Source organism: Bacteroidia bacterium (genome assembly GCA_037045145.1).
Classification (GTDB): Bacteria; Bacteroidota; Bacteroidia; order AKYH767-A; family OLB10; genus OLB10.
In genome coordinates, this window is sequence record JBAOIA010000011.1 from 17475 (window position 1) to 35938 (window position 18464).

At 37.1% G+C, this 18464-nt stretch carries 12 protein-coding genes; 5 read left to right on the forward strand and 7 right to left on the reverse strand.

Annotated elements, in window-relative coordinates:
* The first annotated feature begins 39 nt into the window (after positions 1-39).
* Together V9G42_01140 and V9G42_01145 are read left to right on the forward strand one after the other, a co-directional pair.
* Positions 40-2166, forward strand: coding sequence for a M3 family metallopeptidase (locus V9G42_01140; GenBank protein MEI2758016.1), 2127 nt, complete (start codon positions 40-42; stop codon positions 2164-2166).
* An 82-nt stretch (positions 2167-2248) separates the two neighbouring features.
* Positions 2249-5974, forward strand: a complete 3726-nt coding sequence (locus V9G42_01145; GenBank protein MEI2758017.1) for an ATP-binding protein — start codon at positions 2249-2251, stop codon at positions 5972-5974.
* 3 nt (positions 5975-5977) lie between these two features.
* On the opposite strand, the gene V9G42_01150 is transcribed toward V9G42_01145, so the two are convergent.
* The 5 genes from V9G42_01150 to V9G42_01170 form a co-directional block, all read right to left on the reverse strand.
* On the reverse strand, positions 5978-7201 hold the full coding sequence (locus tag V9G42_01150) for a two-component regulator propeller domain-containing protein (GenBank protein MEI2758018.1): 1224 nt from the start codon (positions 7199-7201) through the stop codon (positions 5978-5980).
* 55 nt (positions 7202-7256) lie between these two features.
* On the reverse strand, positions 7257-11684 hold the full coding sequence (locus V9G42_01155; protein ID MEI2758019.1) for a proprotein convertase P-domain-containing protein: 4428 nt from the start codon (positions 11682-11684) through the stop codon (positions 7257-7259).
* A gap of 132 nt (positions 11685-11816) precedes the next feature.
* Positions 11817-12989, reverse strand: a complete 1173-nt coding sequence (locus tag V9G42_01160; protein MEI2758020.1) for a TlpA disulfide reductase family protein — start codon at positions 12987-12989, stop codon at positions 11817-11819.
* Between the two features lie 16 nt (positions 12990-13005).
* Positions 13006-14808 carry a pseudouridine synthase gene (locus V9G42_01165; protein MEI2758021.1) on the reverse strand — a complete coding sequence of 601 codons (1803 nt, stop codon included), beginning with the start codon at positions 14806-14808 and terminating at the stop codon, positions 13006-13008.
* Positions 14809-14815: 7 nt separating this feature from the next.
* Positions 14816-15541, reverse strand: a complete 726-nt coding sequence (locus tag V9G42_01170) for an SIMPL domain-containing protein (protein MEI2758022.1) — start codon at positions 15539-15541, stop codon at positions 14816-14818.
* Positions 15542-15653: 112 nt separating this feature from the next.
* Between V9G42_01170 and V9G42_01175 the strand changes: the two genes are divergently transcribed.
* Complete coding sequence (locus V9G42_01175; GenBank protein ID MEI2758023.1) at positions 15654-16163, forward strand: acyl-CoA thioesterase; 510 nt, start codon at positions 15654-15656, stop codon at positions 16161-16163.
* A 105-nt stretch (positions 16164-16268) separates the two neighbouring features.
* Positions 16269-16664 (forward strand): DUF1801 domain-containing protein, encoded by a 396-nt coding sequence (locus tag V9G42_01180; GenBank protein ID MEI2758024.1) that lies wholly within the window; start codon positions 16269-16271, stop codon positions 16662-16664.
* Between the two features lie 33 nt (positions 16665-16697).
* Here the strand turns inward: V9G42_01180 and V9G42_01185 are convergent, their stop codons facing one another.
* Positions 16698-17033 (reverse strand): hypothetical protein, encoded by a 336-nt coding sequence (locus V9G42_01185; protein ID MEI2758025.1) that lies wholly within the window; start codon positions 17031-17033, stop codon positions 16698-16700.
* A gap of 236 nt (positions 17034-17269) precedes the next feature.
* Between V9G42_01185 and V9G42_01190 the strand changes: the two genes are divergently transcribed.
* The gene (locus V9G42_01190; GenBank protein MEI2758026.1) at positions 17270-18148 is read left to right on the forward strand and encodes a pirin family protein; all 879 of its coding nucleotides are present in this window, start codon (positions 17270-17272) and stop codon (positions 18146-18148) included.
* 24 nt (positions 18149-18172) lie between these two features.
* Here the strand turns inward: V9G42_01190 and V9G42_01195 are convergent, their stop codons facing one another.
* Positions 18173-18463: a DUF4157 domain-containing protein gene (locus tag V9G42_01195; GenBank protein ID MEI2758027.1), complete on the reverse strand. Its 291-nt coding sequence runs from the start codon at positions 18461-18463 to the stop codon at positions 18173-18175.
* Between the last annotated feature and the right edge of the window lies 1 nt (position 18464).

An 18464-nucleotide genomic window follows, 5' to 3' on the forward strand; every position in this document is an offset into this window, starting at 1 on the left:
AGAGAATAATACAACTTCAATATCATTAATAATTGTGTGATGAAAAAGAAAACTATTTTAATACTTACAACCATGAGTATTGTTGCAACTTCATTTGGCGAAAACAAAGACATAAAAGAACAATCTGCAAATCCATTATTAAAACCCTGGGTAGGGCCTTACAATGGTGTGCCGGCATTTGATAAAGTTAAAGAAGAATATTTTATTCCTGCTTTTGAAGCTGCTTTTGCAGAGAAGAAAGCAGAGATTCAGAAAATTGCTTCAAACAAAGAAGCTCCCAACTTTAAAAACACCATTGAAGCAATGGAAAAAGCCGGAGCTACTTTAAATCGTGTAAGAGCAATTTATGATATATGGTCATCCAATCTGAATACACCTGCAATGACTGCTATTCAGGAAAAAATTGAGCCACAGATTGCAAAGTTTAATGATGAGATTATTCAAAATAAACCACTGTTTACAAGAATAGAAAAAGTGTGTAACGACACTGTGGGAAAAAAATACAGTGTTGAGCAACATCAGTTATTAAAACGCTATTTCAACAATTTTGTCCTTGCCGGTGCAAAACTTAGTGATGCTGATAAAGCTAAAGTGGCTATTATTAATTCACGATTGGCTACCTTGTTTACGCAGTTTTCTAAAAATCAATTGGCTGATGAGAATGAAAAATTTATTGAAATAAAAAATGAAGCTGATTTATCGGGATTGCCTGACGACTTAAAATCTGCTTATGCAAAAAATGCAAAAGAACATGGCAAATCAACCTGGACGGTTGCTAATACGCGTTCTGCAGTTGAACCCTTTTTAACTTTTGCCAACAACAGGGAATTACGTAAACAGGTATGGACAATGTTTATAAACAGGGGCGACAATGGTGATGCAAACGATAACAATAAAATTATTCCTGAAATATTAAAATTACGTTATGAAAGAGCTAAGCTGATGGGTTTTGCATCCTTTGCTCATCAGAAACTTTCAGACAAAATGGCTAAAACTCCTGAAGCAACCATGAAACTCATGGAATCTGTTTGGCCAGCTTCTATTGCAAGAGTAAAAGAAGAAGTTACCGATATGCAGGCTATTGCCGATAAAGAAAATGCAGGGATTAAAATTGAGCCATGGGATTATCGTTACTATGCAGAAAAAGTAAGAAAATCAAAATATGATCTCGATCAGAATGAAGTGAAACAATATCTTCAGCTGGAGAAACTCAGAGAAGGAATGTTTTATGTTGCAGGAGAATTATTCAATCTTTCATTTACTCAGGTTCATGATGTGCCGGTTTTTCATCCTGATGTTACTGTATATAAAGTAGAAGACAAAAACACGCATAAGTTAAGAGGAATTTGGTACTTTGATCCCTATGCACGTACAGGAAAGCGCTCGGGTGCATGGATGACCGCTTATCGCGAACAGGAAAAACTGAGCGGAAACATTACAACTATAGTTTCAAACAATTGCAATTACATAAAAGGCTCCGGTAATGACCCCGTACTGATTTCATGGGATGATGCCACTACTTTATTTCATGAATTCGGACATGCCCTGCATGGTTTATGTTCTGATGTTACTTACCCAACAATTTCCGGAACTAATGTGGCAAGAGATTATGTTGAATTCCCTTCACAGCTTCTGGAGCGGTGGTTACCAACGGCTACGGTATTACAGAAGTATGCAATACACTACAAAACCGGACAGGTATTGCCAAAGAGTTTAATTGAAAAATTAGATAATGCCTCTAAATTCAATCAAGGTTTTGAAACAACAGAATATCTTTCGAGTGCATTGGTTGATATGAAATTACATCTTGCAAGTGATAAGGTAATAGATCCGGATCAATTTGAAAAAGAAACCTTAGCAGCACTGAATATGCCATCAGAAATTGTAATGCGTCACCGACTGCCACAGTTTGGACATATATTTTCAAGTGATGAATACGCAGCCGGCTATTACAGCTATCTGTGGTCAGATGTAATCAGTGCAGATGCTACTGAAGCCTTTACACAAGCCGGTGGTTTGTACGATAAAAATATTGCAGATAAATTGTACCGAAATGTGTTTAGTGTTGGGGCATCAATAGATGAAAGTGCCGGCTACCGCAATTTCAGAGGTAACGACCCTGACGTTAAAGCACTTATGCGCAGTAGAGACTTTCCGGAGAAATAAGCTCTGAAAGGCTTATTATCATAACTATTTTGACGGTCTTCCGTATGATTAAATACTTTTGTTTAGTTTAACATTACGGAATGTGATCAAAGGGAACTTCAGATATTTTCTACTTATCCTTTCATTGGTATTGGTATTTTCTGCCATTGCTCTTGAATGGAATATGCATAAACGCGATCTTGACTTTATCCGGATAACCGTTTTTGCAAAAAAGACTTTACATGAAGAAGAAAACCGGGCAAATAAATATGTTGAATGGCTTGGCAATATGTTGTCGCGACAAACTAGCTATGCTGCCATTGATGACAGTTTGTTGCTTACCTCACAAAAACCTGTTAGTGCCTTCTACAGTTTTGTCTATCTCAACGACTCATTAATTTACTGGGATAACAACGCTGTAAGCTTTGCATACAATCAGGTTAAAAATGGTATCAATCAGCAACTGATTCAGCTTAAAAACGGTTGGTATGAATTGTTTCGTTACCAACGAAGAAATATTACCATCATTGGCTTGTTGCCCATTCGTGCCGGATACGACTTTCAAAACAAGTATTTGCGAAATGAGTTCAATCCTGTTTTGGGAATTCCTGAACATGCTTTACTGTTGCCTGCACCCGCTGTTGGATCCTATCCTGTAATCAGTTCCGATGGAAATTATTTGTTTAGTATCAAATACAATCCCATAATGAGTGATCCAGGTCGCTTATGGTATATAGCTGCCTTGTATTTGGCTGGATTTTTTCTTTTACTTATTTCATTCTATCTCTATGCACGACAGTGGTTATTAAAAAATCCATTCGTGTCTTTTGTAATAATAAGCCTTTTGGTTTTCATCAAATGGCTCATGCTGACATTTCGTTTTCCGGAATTTCTTTACGGAATGCCGCTGTTTAACCCTAAGTTTTATGCAACATCTTACTTTCTGAATTCGCTTGGTGATTTTTTACTAAGTGCATCGGTTTTTTGTTGTGTCATTCTGTTTGTTTATAACTATCTGCATTTAAGAAGGAGAAAAATAAAAGTAATCAGGCAAAGCCCAACATTACTTTCTATAGTTGTAATCGGAAATCTGTTGTTTACTTTTTTATTCTCCGTATTTATTAATTATCTTATAAGTGGTTTAATTCTCAACTCAAAAATTTCTTTCAACGTAAACAATGTTTTTGAATTGACGTTTTTCAGTCTTATTGGATTTTTAATTATTGGCATCCTACTTTTTTCGTTTTATATATCCTGTGAAGGAACCGTAAAATTTGCAGAGTATAGCGGCTTCTCATTACCATACAATTTCCTTTTATTTCTAATTACGCAAGGACTTTTTCTGGTTGTATTAATTCTATTTCGCAATACCGAAGTCTTTATTAATTATGGTGTAGCTACATTTTTCCTAACCAACTCGCTCATTCTATTTATCAGTTATATACGGTTTACAAGCAGACAAAATTTTTCATTTGTACGATACATGTTTGTCATAGCAGGTTTTTCTGTTTATGCTGCATATACTATTTCGAGTTTCAATATGGTGCGTGAAAAAAACAACATGCGTCTGTTGGTATCTAAAGTTGAAAACAGAGAAGACTTGATTGCAGAGTATTTGTTTCAGGAAATTGATCAGAAACTGAAGACTGACCCTGTTATTATCTCAAATATTACACAAGGAAGATCGCCTTTACTGGAAGAAAAAATAAAAAAACGAATCATATTAAACGCCTTTAATCAGGCATATTGGACACGTTACGATATTCAAATTAAAGCTTTTGACTCCGCAGGTGTTTCTCTGTTTGCCAATTCCGATACATTACGCAATGTAACTTTTTATGATAGCATCATCAATACTCAGACACGACCTACATTCAGTCATTCATTCAATTACCTGAGTGCCAACTCAGGTAAAATAGGCTACCTCGGAAAAATTACATATCCAAAAGGCACCGGTGGCGAACTTGCGGGTACAATAATTATTCAACTCGATTCTAAATTTAATCAGGAAGAAGGAGGATTTCCGGACTTACTACTTTCCGAAAAAATGCCTGCATCACGCGATCTTTCAAAATATGGCTATGCAAAATATGAGAATGGAAGACTAATTTTTCAAAGTGGTAAGTTTAATTATTTTCATTCTGCTGCTACTTATGACAGAATGTTTGGGCTTGTTAAATCCGATCAGTTTGTAACCTTAGGTGGATACATTCATTTGTTCTATAATCAGGATAAAACCAATCTAATTGTAATTTCATACAAATCGCCACAGGCTATTGAACAGGTAACTTTATTCTCGTATGTTTTTATCTTCTTTTCTGCATCATTCATGTTGATTTATTTGATTTGGCTTTACCTGGCTAATAATTTCAGGTTACATCTTGATTTCAGAAAACGTATTCAACTTTCAGTTGTCGGCTTAGTTGTAATTGCTATTTTATTAATTGGTGGCGGTTCTATTTTTTATATTTCACGAGGTTACTCCGAAGAACAAAAGGTTAGGATTAAAGAAAAACTATCAACACTGATGCTGGCTATTGAATCAGAATTTAATGATAAAAACTTAACTGAGGCAAATCTAACCGAAGAAACCACTTTAAACTTTTCAAGAATTTCCAATACACTATCAAGCGATTTTAATCTCTATGACAAAAACGGGCGATTAATTTATTCAACACAACCAAAAATATTTGATAAAGAGATTATTTCAAGGTTGATGAACCGGGGTGCCTTCGATCAACTTAAAAATTATCAGGCTAATGGTTATATTCATGATGAAAAAATCGGTTTACTTGAATATACTTCAGCATACGAAACTATTGTTAATAAAGACAATAAAGTGGCTGCATATATCAACCTCCCCTACTTTGCCCGACAAAATGAATTAAAAAAAGAAATCAGTGGATTTTTGGTTACGCTAATCAACATTTACGTACTACTTTTTGGGATCGCCATTGTAATCACCTTTATTATTTCAAACCGGCTTGTAAAACCATTAAACCTTATTCAGCAAAAATTGGCAAGAGTAAAATTAGACAGTAGCAACGACCTTCTTGAATGGGAAGGAGGAGATGAAATTGGCTCTTTAGTAAATGAGTACAACAAGATGGTGAACAAGTTGGCAAAAAGCGCTGATGCATTAGCACAGTCGGAAAGAGAGACTGCATGGCGTGAAATGGCCAAGCAGGTTGCCCATGAAATTAAAAATCCGCTCACGCCAATGAAGTTGAGCATGCAGCATCTTGCCCGTGCATGGAAAGAGAAGAATAACAATTTCGAAAATATCTTTGAGAAAGTTTCCAGGACAATGATAGAGCAGATAGACTCCCTATCAAGGATAGCGACAGAGTTTTCGAACTTCGCAAAAATGCCCAAAGGTAATTTTGAAAAAATTGACCTTGTAAAATCTATACAAAGCAACATTGACCTCTATAGTGAAGTGCGAAATGTAGATTTTGTGTTCAATAAAATCAACATTGATGATGAAGCTATTGTAAATGGTGATTGGGAGCAAACATTAAGAGCTTTTGGTAACCTTATTAAAAATGCTGTACAAGCTATCCCCGAAAATCAACGAGGATTAATTCAGATTCAGCTTACAAAAGAAAACAAACAATTTTATATTAGTATCACTGATAACGGTAAAGGCATTACCGAAGAAGCAAAACAAAAAATATTTACACCTAACTTTACAACTAAAAGTGGTGGCACAGGTTTAGGCCTGGCTATGGTAAAAAGTATTATAGAAAATATGCATGGCAAAATATCGTTTGAAAGTGAATATGGAAAAGGAACTACTTTTAAAATAGAGCTTTTTGAAGCTGAATAAAAGCTACTGTTTACAGAATCGTTTTATAACTGCAACATTATCTTTGGAAACAGCTTTCAAAGAATAAATACCATTTTTTAATCTGCTGACATCAATAGAACTTAAGTTTGTATTGATAGTCTCTGAATATACTATAGCACCTTTTACATCCATTACTTCAACTGTAAATGGCAAAATTTCTGCCTTGAAATTAATTTTGTCTGACACCGGATTTGGATATGACTCAAAATTACCAGCAGGAGCAAGATTACTTAATCCGGTAAAATCCTGAAACTTAACAACGCCTTGTGTTGCCGTTCCAATCCAGATATTGTTCATTGAGTCAATTGTCAGACATTGAATATTATTATCAGGCATTGCCGTATTGACCGTGTTAAAGCAAGTATAAACTGTGCCCGTTTTTCTGATGATACCACTATCGGCAGTGGCTACCCAAACAGACTGATGATCGTTGCTGAATTGAATGTCGGAAAGACTATTGGACTGAATGAAAGAACTCCCCATATAATACCAAAACCATCCGCCAATATTTCTATAAACTACAATTCCATTTGCAGGAGTTGCCATCCAGATGTTACCAACTGAATCCTCATCAAATGCTAAGATGGTATTATCAGGAATTCCTGATCCGTTTGAAATATTAAGGTTTGATTTAATAGTGTCTTCGTGAAGAATAAATAATCCGCCATTCACACTTCCGGCATAAACTTTTCTGTTTTTTGAAGTATGAATAGATGCAATTGTATTTTGAATGATACTGCTTGCGGCAGAATAAACTATCCAGTTGGTTCCGTCAAACTTTACCAGCCCGTCCTGATTACCAATCCACAATGCACCTGCTGAATCAAACGCAAGAGTTCTAATTGAATTTTCTGTAATAGGACTGTTGGTGTCATCATAGACTATCCAGTTTGTACCATCGAACTTTGCAACACCTCCACCAAGGGTACCAATCCATGCATTGTTCAGTGAGTCGAATGCAATAGCGCGTACACTCATTGCAGGTAATCCTGAACTGAAAGGTAAATAAACATTCCAGTTAACATCATCAAAGACTGCAAGGCCATAATCGGTCCCAATCCATTTTCTGCCTATATGATCAACTTCAATACAACGTACTGAATTTTCAGGTAATGGTGAATTTGCTGTTGTATAGTTAGTTAACACCTGTTGTGAAAACCCTTGCACAGAAAATAAAACCAGGAAACAAATTATTAATCTTCTCATTCTTTAAAAATAAAAACCCTCCCTTAGGAGGGTATTATTCCGGTTTTAGATATAACTATTGTATTACAACTTTTAATGTTTGTTTTTTACTACCTGTATCAACAGTTAACAAATATATTCCTTTATTGTATTTAGATAAGTCTAATTTGTGATTGTTTGTTCCTATCACATTTGCAATGTTTTTTATTAACACCGTCTTACCTAAAATGTCTGTCATTTTAATCAAAGCTATACCATTGGTTTCTGAATTTATTTTCAGGTTAACCATTCCTGTTGCAGTTGGATTGGGGGTTACTTCTAAATCGGAAACACTACTACTCATCTCACCTATGCGGCAATTAAATGCAACATGCACTGCTCTTCTGCCGGCATGTCCACAGTCATTGTATGCATTAACACCCACACTACCCGGGTTGGTTCCGAAGTTAACTGTGATGCTTGTGGTTCCTTGTCCGGAGGTAATTATTGATCCTGAAGGAACAATCCATTGATAGTTGTTTGCTCCAAACACACTGTTAGTCTGATAAGTCACATTTTGTTGTCCTGCACAAACTGTGGTTGGTCCTGTTAAAGTTGTTGGTACAGATGGTGTCTTCTTAATCGCAACACAACGTGGCTTACTGCTCATGCAGGAATTGTCCGCTGTTACGCAAACATTACCACTGCTGAAACTACTACTCACATTAATAGAGGCAATCTTAGTACCTTGTCCACTCACGACACTAGCCCCAGTAGGTACCGACCATGTGTAAGAAGTTGCTCCACTCACTGTGGCGGCTGTAAAATTTCCTGCTGCATTACAAAGTCCGGTTACAGGACCACTAATCGTTGATGGTGTAGCTGGAATATTCTTAGTAATGGTTAGCAATCTTTTGGAACTAACACCACAAGCTCCATTGGCAATTACTGAAACGCTACCGCTGGAAAAGTTAGATCCAAAACTCACTTGAATACTGTTAGTTCCTTGTCCTGAAAGAATGGTTACTCCTGAAGGAACTGTCCAGGTATAACCAATGGCATTGGCAACGAAAGCGACAGAATAGTTTTCGTTAACTGTTGGGCAAGGTTTTTTATTACCTGCTATCAATCCAGGCATGGCAGGTGCTGCTCCTCCTGTATTTGCATTGATAGTTATTGTGTTTGTACTAAAACATCCACCGGCAACAAAACCTGTTACTATATAAGTGGTTGTTGTAGCTGGTGTTGCAATTACGGTTGCTCCAGTTGTTGTATTTAAACCTGTTGAAGGACTCCATGTATAGGTATCTGCGCCTGAAGCTGTTAATGTAGCTGACTGACCATTACAGATAGAAGTTGTACTGGCAGTTACGTTAACTATAGGCTGTGTAATAATGCTTACGGTAATTGATGCAGAAGATGTACAGCCATTATCTGTGCCGACAACAGTATAAGTTGTTGTTGCAGTAGGATTGGCAATAACTGTTGCACCTGTTGTAGTATTCAAATTTGTTCCTGGTGACCACGAATAGTCCGATGCACCACTGGCACTTAAGGTCACAAACTGACCGCTGCACACACTAACATCGCCACTTGTTTGAACAACCGGGTTTGGAGTTACGTTTACAGTAACTGATGTACTATTTGAACATCCGTTGGCTGTACCTGTAACCAAATAAGTAGTAGTTGATGATGGTGATGCACTAACTGTTGTGCCGGTAGTGGTATTTAAACCAGTTGCAGGGCTCCATGTATATGCTGATGCACCAGATGCTGTTAATAGCGTTGACTGGCCTTCGCAGATGAAGTTGACTCCGCTTACAATTATGTTAAGTGAGGGTGTTACTGTTAGTTGTGTAATTACTATACTATCACAACCCGAAACATTGATAAAGTTATCATAATAGGTTCCTGTAGTTGTATAAATATTTCCGTTTATTGCGTAAGAACCCCCTTGACAAATTGTTTGTGGATTCTGAATTGAATCGGCCACTGGACCAAAAGGCAAATTCCACAATGTTGCATTCGTTGATGCACATCCAAAACTATTAACAATTGTTACATCCGGACCATGTAAGGGCAACGGATTTGCAAGTATTATTTGATTGATACATGCAGTTGTTTGATTGTTATCCCAAAGATAGGTGTATGGTGCATAAGCTCCGTTAGAAGTATCTGATGCACACACCTGAGCATAGCTTCCTGCACAATGACCATTAGGGTATGTTATAGAAACTAAAGCATAAGGTGTAGGTTTAACATTCACAATAACCTGTGCAGAGGCACTGCCACAGGCATTAGAACCCGTAACTGTATAATTCCCTGCCTGTACCGGTTGAATATTAATTATTGATGGAGCTGATTGAGTAGAACTGAAGCCATCAGGACCTGTCCAAGACCAAGAAGTAACATCATTACCAACCCCACTCAAAAACAAAATATCTCCAACACACAATGAGCCTGGACTTGCAAGTGCACTTACATTTGTAGGCACAGGATTAACCGTTACTGTAAACTGTGTGGTATCTGAACATCCATTCAACATACCAATAACCGAATAAGTAGTGGTTTGTGTCGGTGCAGCTGTAACACTGGCACCTGTAGTAGCACTTAATCCTGTTGCAGGAGACCATGAATAGGTAGTAGCGCCACTTGCAGAAAGAGAAGTAGAATTTCCTAAACAGATTGTATTGTTGCCGGAAACACTAACATTAGGATTTGCAACATTCACCGTCACTGAACCTGAGCCAGCACAACCTGTAGTACTTTCAACTGCAGAGACAGTATAGGTTGTTGTTTGTGCAGGATTAGCAATCGGATTCTGATTCGTTGAACTAAATCCTGAAGGATTAGATGTCCAGTTATACGATATTGTTGTCGGAACTTGTGAATTGATTTTTAATGTCCAGTTTTGAATAGTACCCACATCTACGGAGGCACGGTCAATTACATGAAGTTTCCAAACACCATTCACATTACCTGTCAAACTATTAAAGTTTCCTTCAGGAATAAATGTTCCATTATAAGGTGGATTACCGCTGGTTATAGCCATTGGTCCGTTCATTGCAAAAGTTGTATTGGTATAATTGTCACCACTTCCACCTCTGCGGTTACTTAACACAGCATATTGTCCTGATGGAGCCACCAAACGCAATTCAATGTCACCATCATAAGTATGTGTAATGTTTGCATTTACAGATACTACTACACCAGAACTTAACGTTGCCGGATTTATACCGCTAACAGTTATTGGTGATTGAACTCCTGTTGAATTATTATCAGGAATAGGATAAGCTGTATTGTTAGAAAAAGTTTGTACAACAGTTACAGTTCCTGAACTTGTTGCTGAGCCATTCAGTTGCACAGGATCTCCGGCACAAACATTTGCAGAACTTGTAGATGCAGTTACAGGAAAACTATTAACCGTTACGGTAATAGGAGTAGATGCAGTAGCGCAAGTTGATGTATTATTTACAGTACAGGTATATGTTCCACCTTGTGAAACAGTGATACTTTGTGTTGTAGCACCATTACTCCATAGATAATCGCTTGCACTGCTGCAAGTCAAAGTTACACTGCCACCTGCACAAAATGTTGTTGGTCCATTTGCAGTCACAGTTGGAACTACACCACCTTGTTTTGTAAGTGTAAATGGCACTGCCATTACGTTGTTGTTATCGTTCTCCTCAAGAAAATAATTGTCGGGGTCCTGTTGACATACGATGTAATACGTACCGTTGCAAGTACCGGGAGGAATGTTAATCCACATGCCATCAAGACTTTGATTATAGGTATCAAAATAACCAGCCGATATACCTTGTAACGTAGCTGAACAGCCATAACTTCCTCCACCTAAACCATAGTTACCATAAAACTCTGCAGGTGTATCAAGTGTATCGCCATTGTCCGCAATACACAATCCACTTCCATTTGATGATGCACATGCTCCAATATCTAATAGGCAAAAAGCAAGTTTAGCACCATTACCTACTATCGGCCAGTTAACCGGATTAGGGTCTGCTGTTGGTGTTCTTAATGTGTAAACACCCCAGTTGTCAACGTGCTGATGACCATGTGTTGGGTGATAAGTCATGGTTCCAGCAGGACGATCATAATATGACATTGAATTGCCATTTTTATGATAAATTCTTTGGTTGATAATAATTTTAGGATAGGTAATGTTATCTGGACAAATTGATGGTGCTGTACCAACAAAAGTATCTGTGCCGCAAACAAAAATATTTGATGAGCGGGTTTCCATTGGACCATGTCCGATGTTAGGTGTTGAGACTGTAATTCTAAGACGCCCATCGTTAGCTCCATTCCCTGACTGTGAATATTCAATAACACCATTAGAGCCAAGTATGGTCAATGGCTTTCTTGATGCTGTGATATCAGGTAATAAATCACAATTGGTTCCGCCACCCAGACAAGAGCAACCCGTAGCATTGGTTAATGTACATTGTGAGTACAGTGATTGTGCCGACATTAGCAAAACCACCAGAATTAGGTGAATACGATTCATTTGGTATTTGATTTAAATATTATAGGTGATAAAAAGTAGCCCAAATTAAACATATTTCTGAAACCAGCAAGTATGTTTTTTGACTAACTGAAAAAAATTGTGGTTAAAATTCACTAAACTATAGGCGAACAGCTATTTTTCTGAAAGTAACGTATCCATAATACGGATAAAATCGTCCTTTGTCTTTTCGTGATATGAGCCTGTGGCCGGCCCATTAAAACCTGTGTAGATTTTTCTGACATTACCTTTGCGATCAATAATAATAGTTGTAGGATAGCCATTGATTTTACTGAGCATATTCATTTTAGATGCAGCCATTTCTCTGTTACCGGCAATCAATGTTTCATACTGAACATGATATCTGTCTTTCACTCTTTTCACATTATTAACTGACTTTCTGAAGTCAGATGTTTTTTCAAATGCCAAACCGATTATGGTAATATCCTTGTCTTTGTTTCTGGAATAATAATCAGATAAAAAAGCTGTTTCGTCCATACAATTCGGGCACCATGTTCCCATCATTTCAATAACTACTACTCTACCTTTTAATTCTTTTCGGGGATATGAAAAAACCGTACTGTCCAATCGTAATGCGTTAAATGAAAAAGAAGTAGTATCACTCTTCAGAAAGGTTAGCTTAAAAGGATCTGGCAATTCTGCATTTTCATCAACCACTGCTTGCCAGGGTTGTTGCCAGTGATGCCCTGAATAAAAAACACCCTGCATTGTATTGTTTTTTACAGATGCTTTAAAGAGATAGGCAAATGCCCCATCAAAATAAGATAAAAACAAACTGTCATTATTCAGACATCCATGAAGATAACGATAATCACCAGATTCAGTTAAAAGTGTTCCTTTCACATCGGCACCTTCTTGTTTAAACATTGCAATTGCCTCAGATGAATCTTTTGTGCCCGGGCTGAATTTCCATTTCCATTTTTCAGCGAGTTTCATTTCAGACTTTGCATTATTTATAAAACGATAACTTTCTCCTAAAACAGCTTTGAAGGGTGTTGGTGCATAATTTTTTCTGGAATTGTTATACCAATAGCCATTCATGCTATCACCGGCAACCCTAACTCTGAATTCTGAATCGTAAATCGGTAATTGAATAATTAAAGAATCATTCGCATACGATATTTCATTGACTTCAATCTCTTCATCTCCATTTTTAATAAAAATCTCACTTCGTCCATTAACTTCTTTTGTTTCAAAATTAAATGGCAACTCACCTCCGGGTGTCATTAATACTGCTCTCCAAATACCGGAGGCAATAATCAAACCATGCAATGCGCTATGACTCAAGTGTATTTATAAAAAGCTATTTACTTCGCGTAATTCTTTTGCGTAATTCTTTGGGGTTCACCTTTGCTGTAGCCATCTTCAAAGCATTTACTTCCATCTCCGAGAGAAAACGCCATTTACCTCGTGCAATATCTTTCTTGGTCATACCAGCAAAAACTACGCGATCTAATTTAATTACATTGTAATCCATGGATTCAAATATACGTCTTACAATTCGGTTTTTACCTGAATGAATTTCTATTCCTATCTGTTTTTTGTCATTAAATCCACCATCGTACTGTATGTCGTCAACTACAGCTATTCCATCATCGAGCATGACCCCTTCTTTTATTTTTTCTTTATCAGAAGACTTTAGATTTCTATCCAGCTCAACATGATAAATTTTCTGAACTTCATAACTCGGATGGGTAAGTTTTTTTGCCAAATCACCATCATTGGTAAATAACAATACACCTGTAGTGTTTCTGTCAAGACGACCAACCGGATAAACACGCTCCTTACATGCACCTGCAATAAGATGCATAACTGTTCGTCTGTCTTGCGGATCATCCATAGTTGTAATGTAGTCCTTGGGCTTATTCAATAAAAGATACATGGGCTTTTCATTTCTGATAGTTTCACCATTGTACTTAATCACGTCATTCTGCGAAACCTTGGTTCCCATTGTTGTAACAATTTCACCATTTACAGAAATAAGACCTGCAGTAATTAATTCATCTGCTTCGCGTCTGCTGCAAATACCACTGTTGGCAATATATCTGTTCAAACGAACCTGTCCATCTGATAACTGTTCTGTTGTTTCTTTTCTTTTCTTACTATACTTTTTATTGTCGTCTTTCTTACGAAACGGTTTTTCAAATCTTCCTGAACTTCGCTCTTTTCTATCGTATGAACGTTTCTCTCCTGAATCATCATTAAAAGGTTTGTTAAATCGCCTTGGTTTTTCATCACCTTCAAAGCTATCATCTCTTCTTTTAAAACTTTTTGACTTTTCAAATCTTCCTGAACCACCAAAGTCACTTTGTTTTCTGAATCTTGGTTTATTATCGCCTTCAAATCCCTCACTTCTTTTTTTGTAAGGACGTGGGTTTTCAGACGACTTAAAACCTCTTTTCTCCCGGTCAAAACCGCCTTCTTTCTTAAAGCGCGATGGTCTTTCTTCTCCTTCAAATCCTTCACCTCTTTTTCTGTAAGGACGTGGAGATTCAGACGACTTAAAGCCTATTTTCTCTCGGTCAAAACCACCTTCTTTCTTGAAGCGTGATGGTCGTTCTTCACCTTCAAATCCTTCACCTCTTTTTTTGTAAGGACGTGGAGATTCAGACGACTTAAAACCTCTTTTCTCCCGGTCAAAACCGCCTTCTTTCTTGAAGCGTGATGGTCTTTCTTCACCTTCAAATCCTTCACCTCTTTTTCTGTAAGGACGTGGAGATTCGGACGACTTAAAACCTCTTTTCTCTCGGTCAAAACCACCTTCTTTCTTAAAGCGCGATGGCCTTTCTCCTCCTTCTCCATCAGAAGCTTTTGAGAAAGATCTTTTCCCTTCAAAACGACTTGATTTTCTTTTGTCGAAACCAGCGTTTTCATCACTGATGGAATCTCTTCGTTTTCTTTCAAATCCTGACTCATCAGCATCAAACCTGCGTTTACCGGAAAATTTATTTTTTGAATAATTGTTTCCTGATTTCACAAATTCCTCTTTGGATTTATCAGTGCTGCTTCCGAATTTCTTTCCTCTGGAAGGGCGTCCTTCAGATTTAAATTTGCCGGCTTGCGGCTTGTCGCTGTAGCCGCGTTTACGGCCTTTACTGTTCTGCATTTGTTGTTTATTGTATGGCAAACTGGGCCAATATTTCCATCTGTATAGTTATCTTCTGAAACTCAAGTCCTGAAGGCTCAAAATTGGAATCTGCCATTGAAGCTTCCATCATGCGGCTTTTCATCATCATTGGCTCTGCATAATTTGTTCCTTCAACTTCTTTTATCAACAACACTTTACCGATTTTTTCTCCAATTCCTTCACAAAGATAGGTGGCTTTGGCTTTGGCTGCCTGCAACGCTTCTGTTTTTACCTGCCTTTTAAACTCATCCATTTTGCTGTGTGAAGTGGAACTGATGTACATGTTTTGTGTGCCTTTGTCATCAAGCTGACTCATCAATCTTTCAATTTGTTCGCCTGAATTAAACTTAATTACATAACTTGATGAAGCAACAAAATCAGGGGCTTTCTTTTTACGTTGCCAGTACCACCCACTGTTATTGTAACCATTCATCCCCTGGATGGATATATTTTCTTTAGCTATGCCTGTCTTTGCGCAAGCAGCTAAAAAATTCTTGCGCACCTCATTAATATCTGTTTTTTTCTTATTCTCTGTGTATTCCTGAATGGTTATGACAACAAAAATTTCATCAGGTATTATTTTCATTTCTGCAGTTCCTGTGACTTCAATTTTTCTTGTTTCATTCATATTGGCTGGGGTTTGTGAATGTGCCATTTTAGTGCTAATCATTAGTGCGATTATGGCTGTCAGTTTTACTAGTTTTGTTTGCATTTTAATTGTTTTCCAATTTGGATACAAAGATAGGCTTAATTCCACAGTCAGGCTTTGATTCGTTCATTTAAGCTTAATTATTCAGATATTTGCTGCCGCAAAAAATCAGATTATGAAAGCAAAAACTGCTAAAGAGAGTTTAACCATACAAACTGAGATAGTACTTCCCAACGACACCAACGTGCTTGGCAACCTGATGGGAGGTCGCCTGCTACATTGGATGGACGTTTGTTCTGCTGTTGCTGCACACCGTCATTGTGGGCGTGTAGTGGTTACAGCTTCCGTAAACAATGTATCGTTTAATCAACCTATACGTTTAGGTGATATTGTTACCATTCAGGCAAAAGTATCGCGCTCTTTTACATCAAGTATGGAAGTCTTTATGGAAGTTTGGGTTGAACGTAATGCCACCGGAGATAAAATAAAATGCAATGAAGCCATTTACACCTTTGTGGCTGTTGACCAACAAGGCAGCCCCATAGCTGTACCAGAATTAATAGCCGAAACAGAAGAAGAAAAGAAACGTTTTGATGGCGCATTAAGACGCAAGCAACTTGCCTTAATCCTTGCAGGAAAAATGAAACCTGCTGATGCAACGGAATTAAAAGCATTGTTTTTTTAAAGTCATAAAATTCTATTCTGCTTCAATTTGTACAAGCAGTGAAAAAATACTTCTACTATTTTGTTCTGTAAAATCTGTAAATAGATTCTGTTACTTTTGTTCTTCATGGAAAAATCTATTCAGGCTTACAACAACAGTCAATTACCGGAAGACAAAAAAATTTGTGATTTATTGGCTGCTACTATTAATAGCGAATTAAAAGTTGCAGAAAGTAAAATTTGGCATGCACATCCGGTTTGGTTTATTAATGAAAACCCAATTGTTGGATATAGCAAACAAAAATCGGGTTTGAGGCTTATGTTTTGGAGTGGGATTGACTTTGAGGAAGAGGGCTTAAACGTGCATGGCGAAAAGTTTAAAGATGCTTCAGTTTTTTATACTTCATTTGAACAAATAAATTTAAAAGATTTAAAACGCTGGCTCAAAAAATCGAAAGCCATTCAATGGGACTACAAAAATTTAGTGAAAAGAAAAGGTCAACTTGTCAGAATAAATCTTTGAAGTTGACCTGCTCCTAATTAGTTTCACTTAATCCTAACTTCCAAGAACCGTAATTTTCGCTTTACGATTAGCATTGTTTTTGGTATCATACCAGAAAACAATTTTTTCAATTATTCTGTTATTGCCTTTTAAATCTATTACCCTGCTCTGACTGTTTTTGCTAAAACTGTGTCTCAATTCCAATTCTTGTGTTCCTCCATTCTCAAAATGAACAACCACCTTATGCATATTTAAAGCACCTCCACGAACCACAAATTTAAGTTGATGAAAAACACCATCATGTAAAGATACATCCAACACATCTTTATCTATTCTATAATCTACCACCTTAGTACCTAACACTCGCCAGTTTTCTGCTTTGAATGACATTGATACAGCTGCAATACATAAAAGTATGCTGCAGCAAATAATTGAATATCCTCTTTTCATAAATTTATTTTGTTTTTAGAATAGACTCGCTGAATTTCATTTGGTTTAATCTGTAACTAAAAGAAAGTAAATTTAGGAGTAATGATTCATTTAAAAACCATCTGACAATGAGAATACTTAATCCAGATTAATGTTTTTCTTCAACGGTCACTCTAACTTTGCACAAAAAAAAGAAAATGGCAAAAAGATCTGTAGAAATAGTTGTTAGTCCACGTGAACCACATTTTGTAGGTGACGGTTTCAGAGTACATAATTTTATACCCAGCGGTTATCGTCTTGACATGCAGCGGATGAACCCATTCATCATGTTGGATTATAATTCTAAATTTCACTTTGATCCCAGCGATACTCCAAAAGGTGTTGGCGTACATCCACACCGGGGATTTGAAACTGTTACCATAGCCTATAAAGGTAGGGTAGAACATCATGACAGCAGTGGCGGTGGTGGAGTAATAGGTGAAGGTGATGTTCAATGGATGACTGCTGCAAGTGGGGTGTTGCATAAAGAATTTCATGAGAAAGAATGGAGCAAAACAGGTGGTGATTTTCAGATGGTACAGTTGTGGGTAAACCTTCCTGCAAAAGACAAGATGAGTAAACCCAAGTATCAGGCTTTAGAAAATTCTAAGATCAATCGTTACAAATCAGAAGATTTGAAAACAGAGATTGAAATTATTGCAGGAGAATATAAAGGTATTAAAGGCAGTGCCTCTACTTTTACACCATTACATCTTTACAATGTTAAGATGGCCAAAGATGCTAAAACAGAATTAAGTCTGCCTAAAAATTTTAACACGGCATTATTGGTTATTGAAGGAAGCATTACAATAAATGAAACAGAAAAAGTAGATACAAATCATTTTGCACTTCTGGCTAATGACGGTGAAAGTTTTACAATTGAAGCTACTGAAAATGCCGTTTGTCTGGTGCTTAGCGGTGAACCCATTAACGAGCCTATAGCAGCACATGGTCCTTTTGTAATGAATACAAGACAGGAACTGATACAGGCTTTTGAAGATTTTAACCAGGGACGTTTTGGAACTTTGGACGAATAATAAACTTCACTCGAAGTATTAATATCAATCCTGATTCTCTGCTTCTCTGCATTCTATTTCAAAACGGTTGTTTAAATACCCATGGCGGATAGATTCAATTAGATAAAGAAAAATAAATTGAATAAATCCATAACGTTTGAACTGTTCAATGTGTTTGAGTTCATGCTTCATCCATTTTGAATCACTCTGAAAAGTTTTAACTGATGCCCCATGCAGATAAATTGTTTTTCCGAAGACAATTGCCATTGATTTGTAGCCTAAAAACCGGGCTGCCATCCATGCAACAAATGCATTCTCTTTAATCCTGAAATCCATT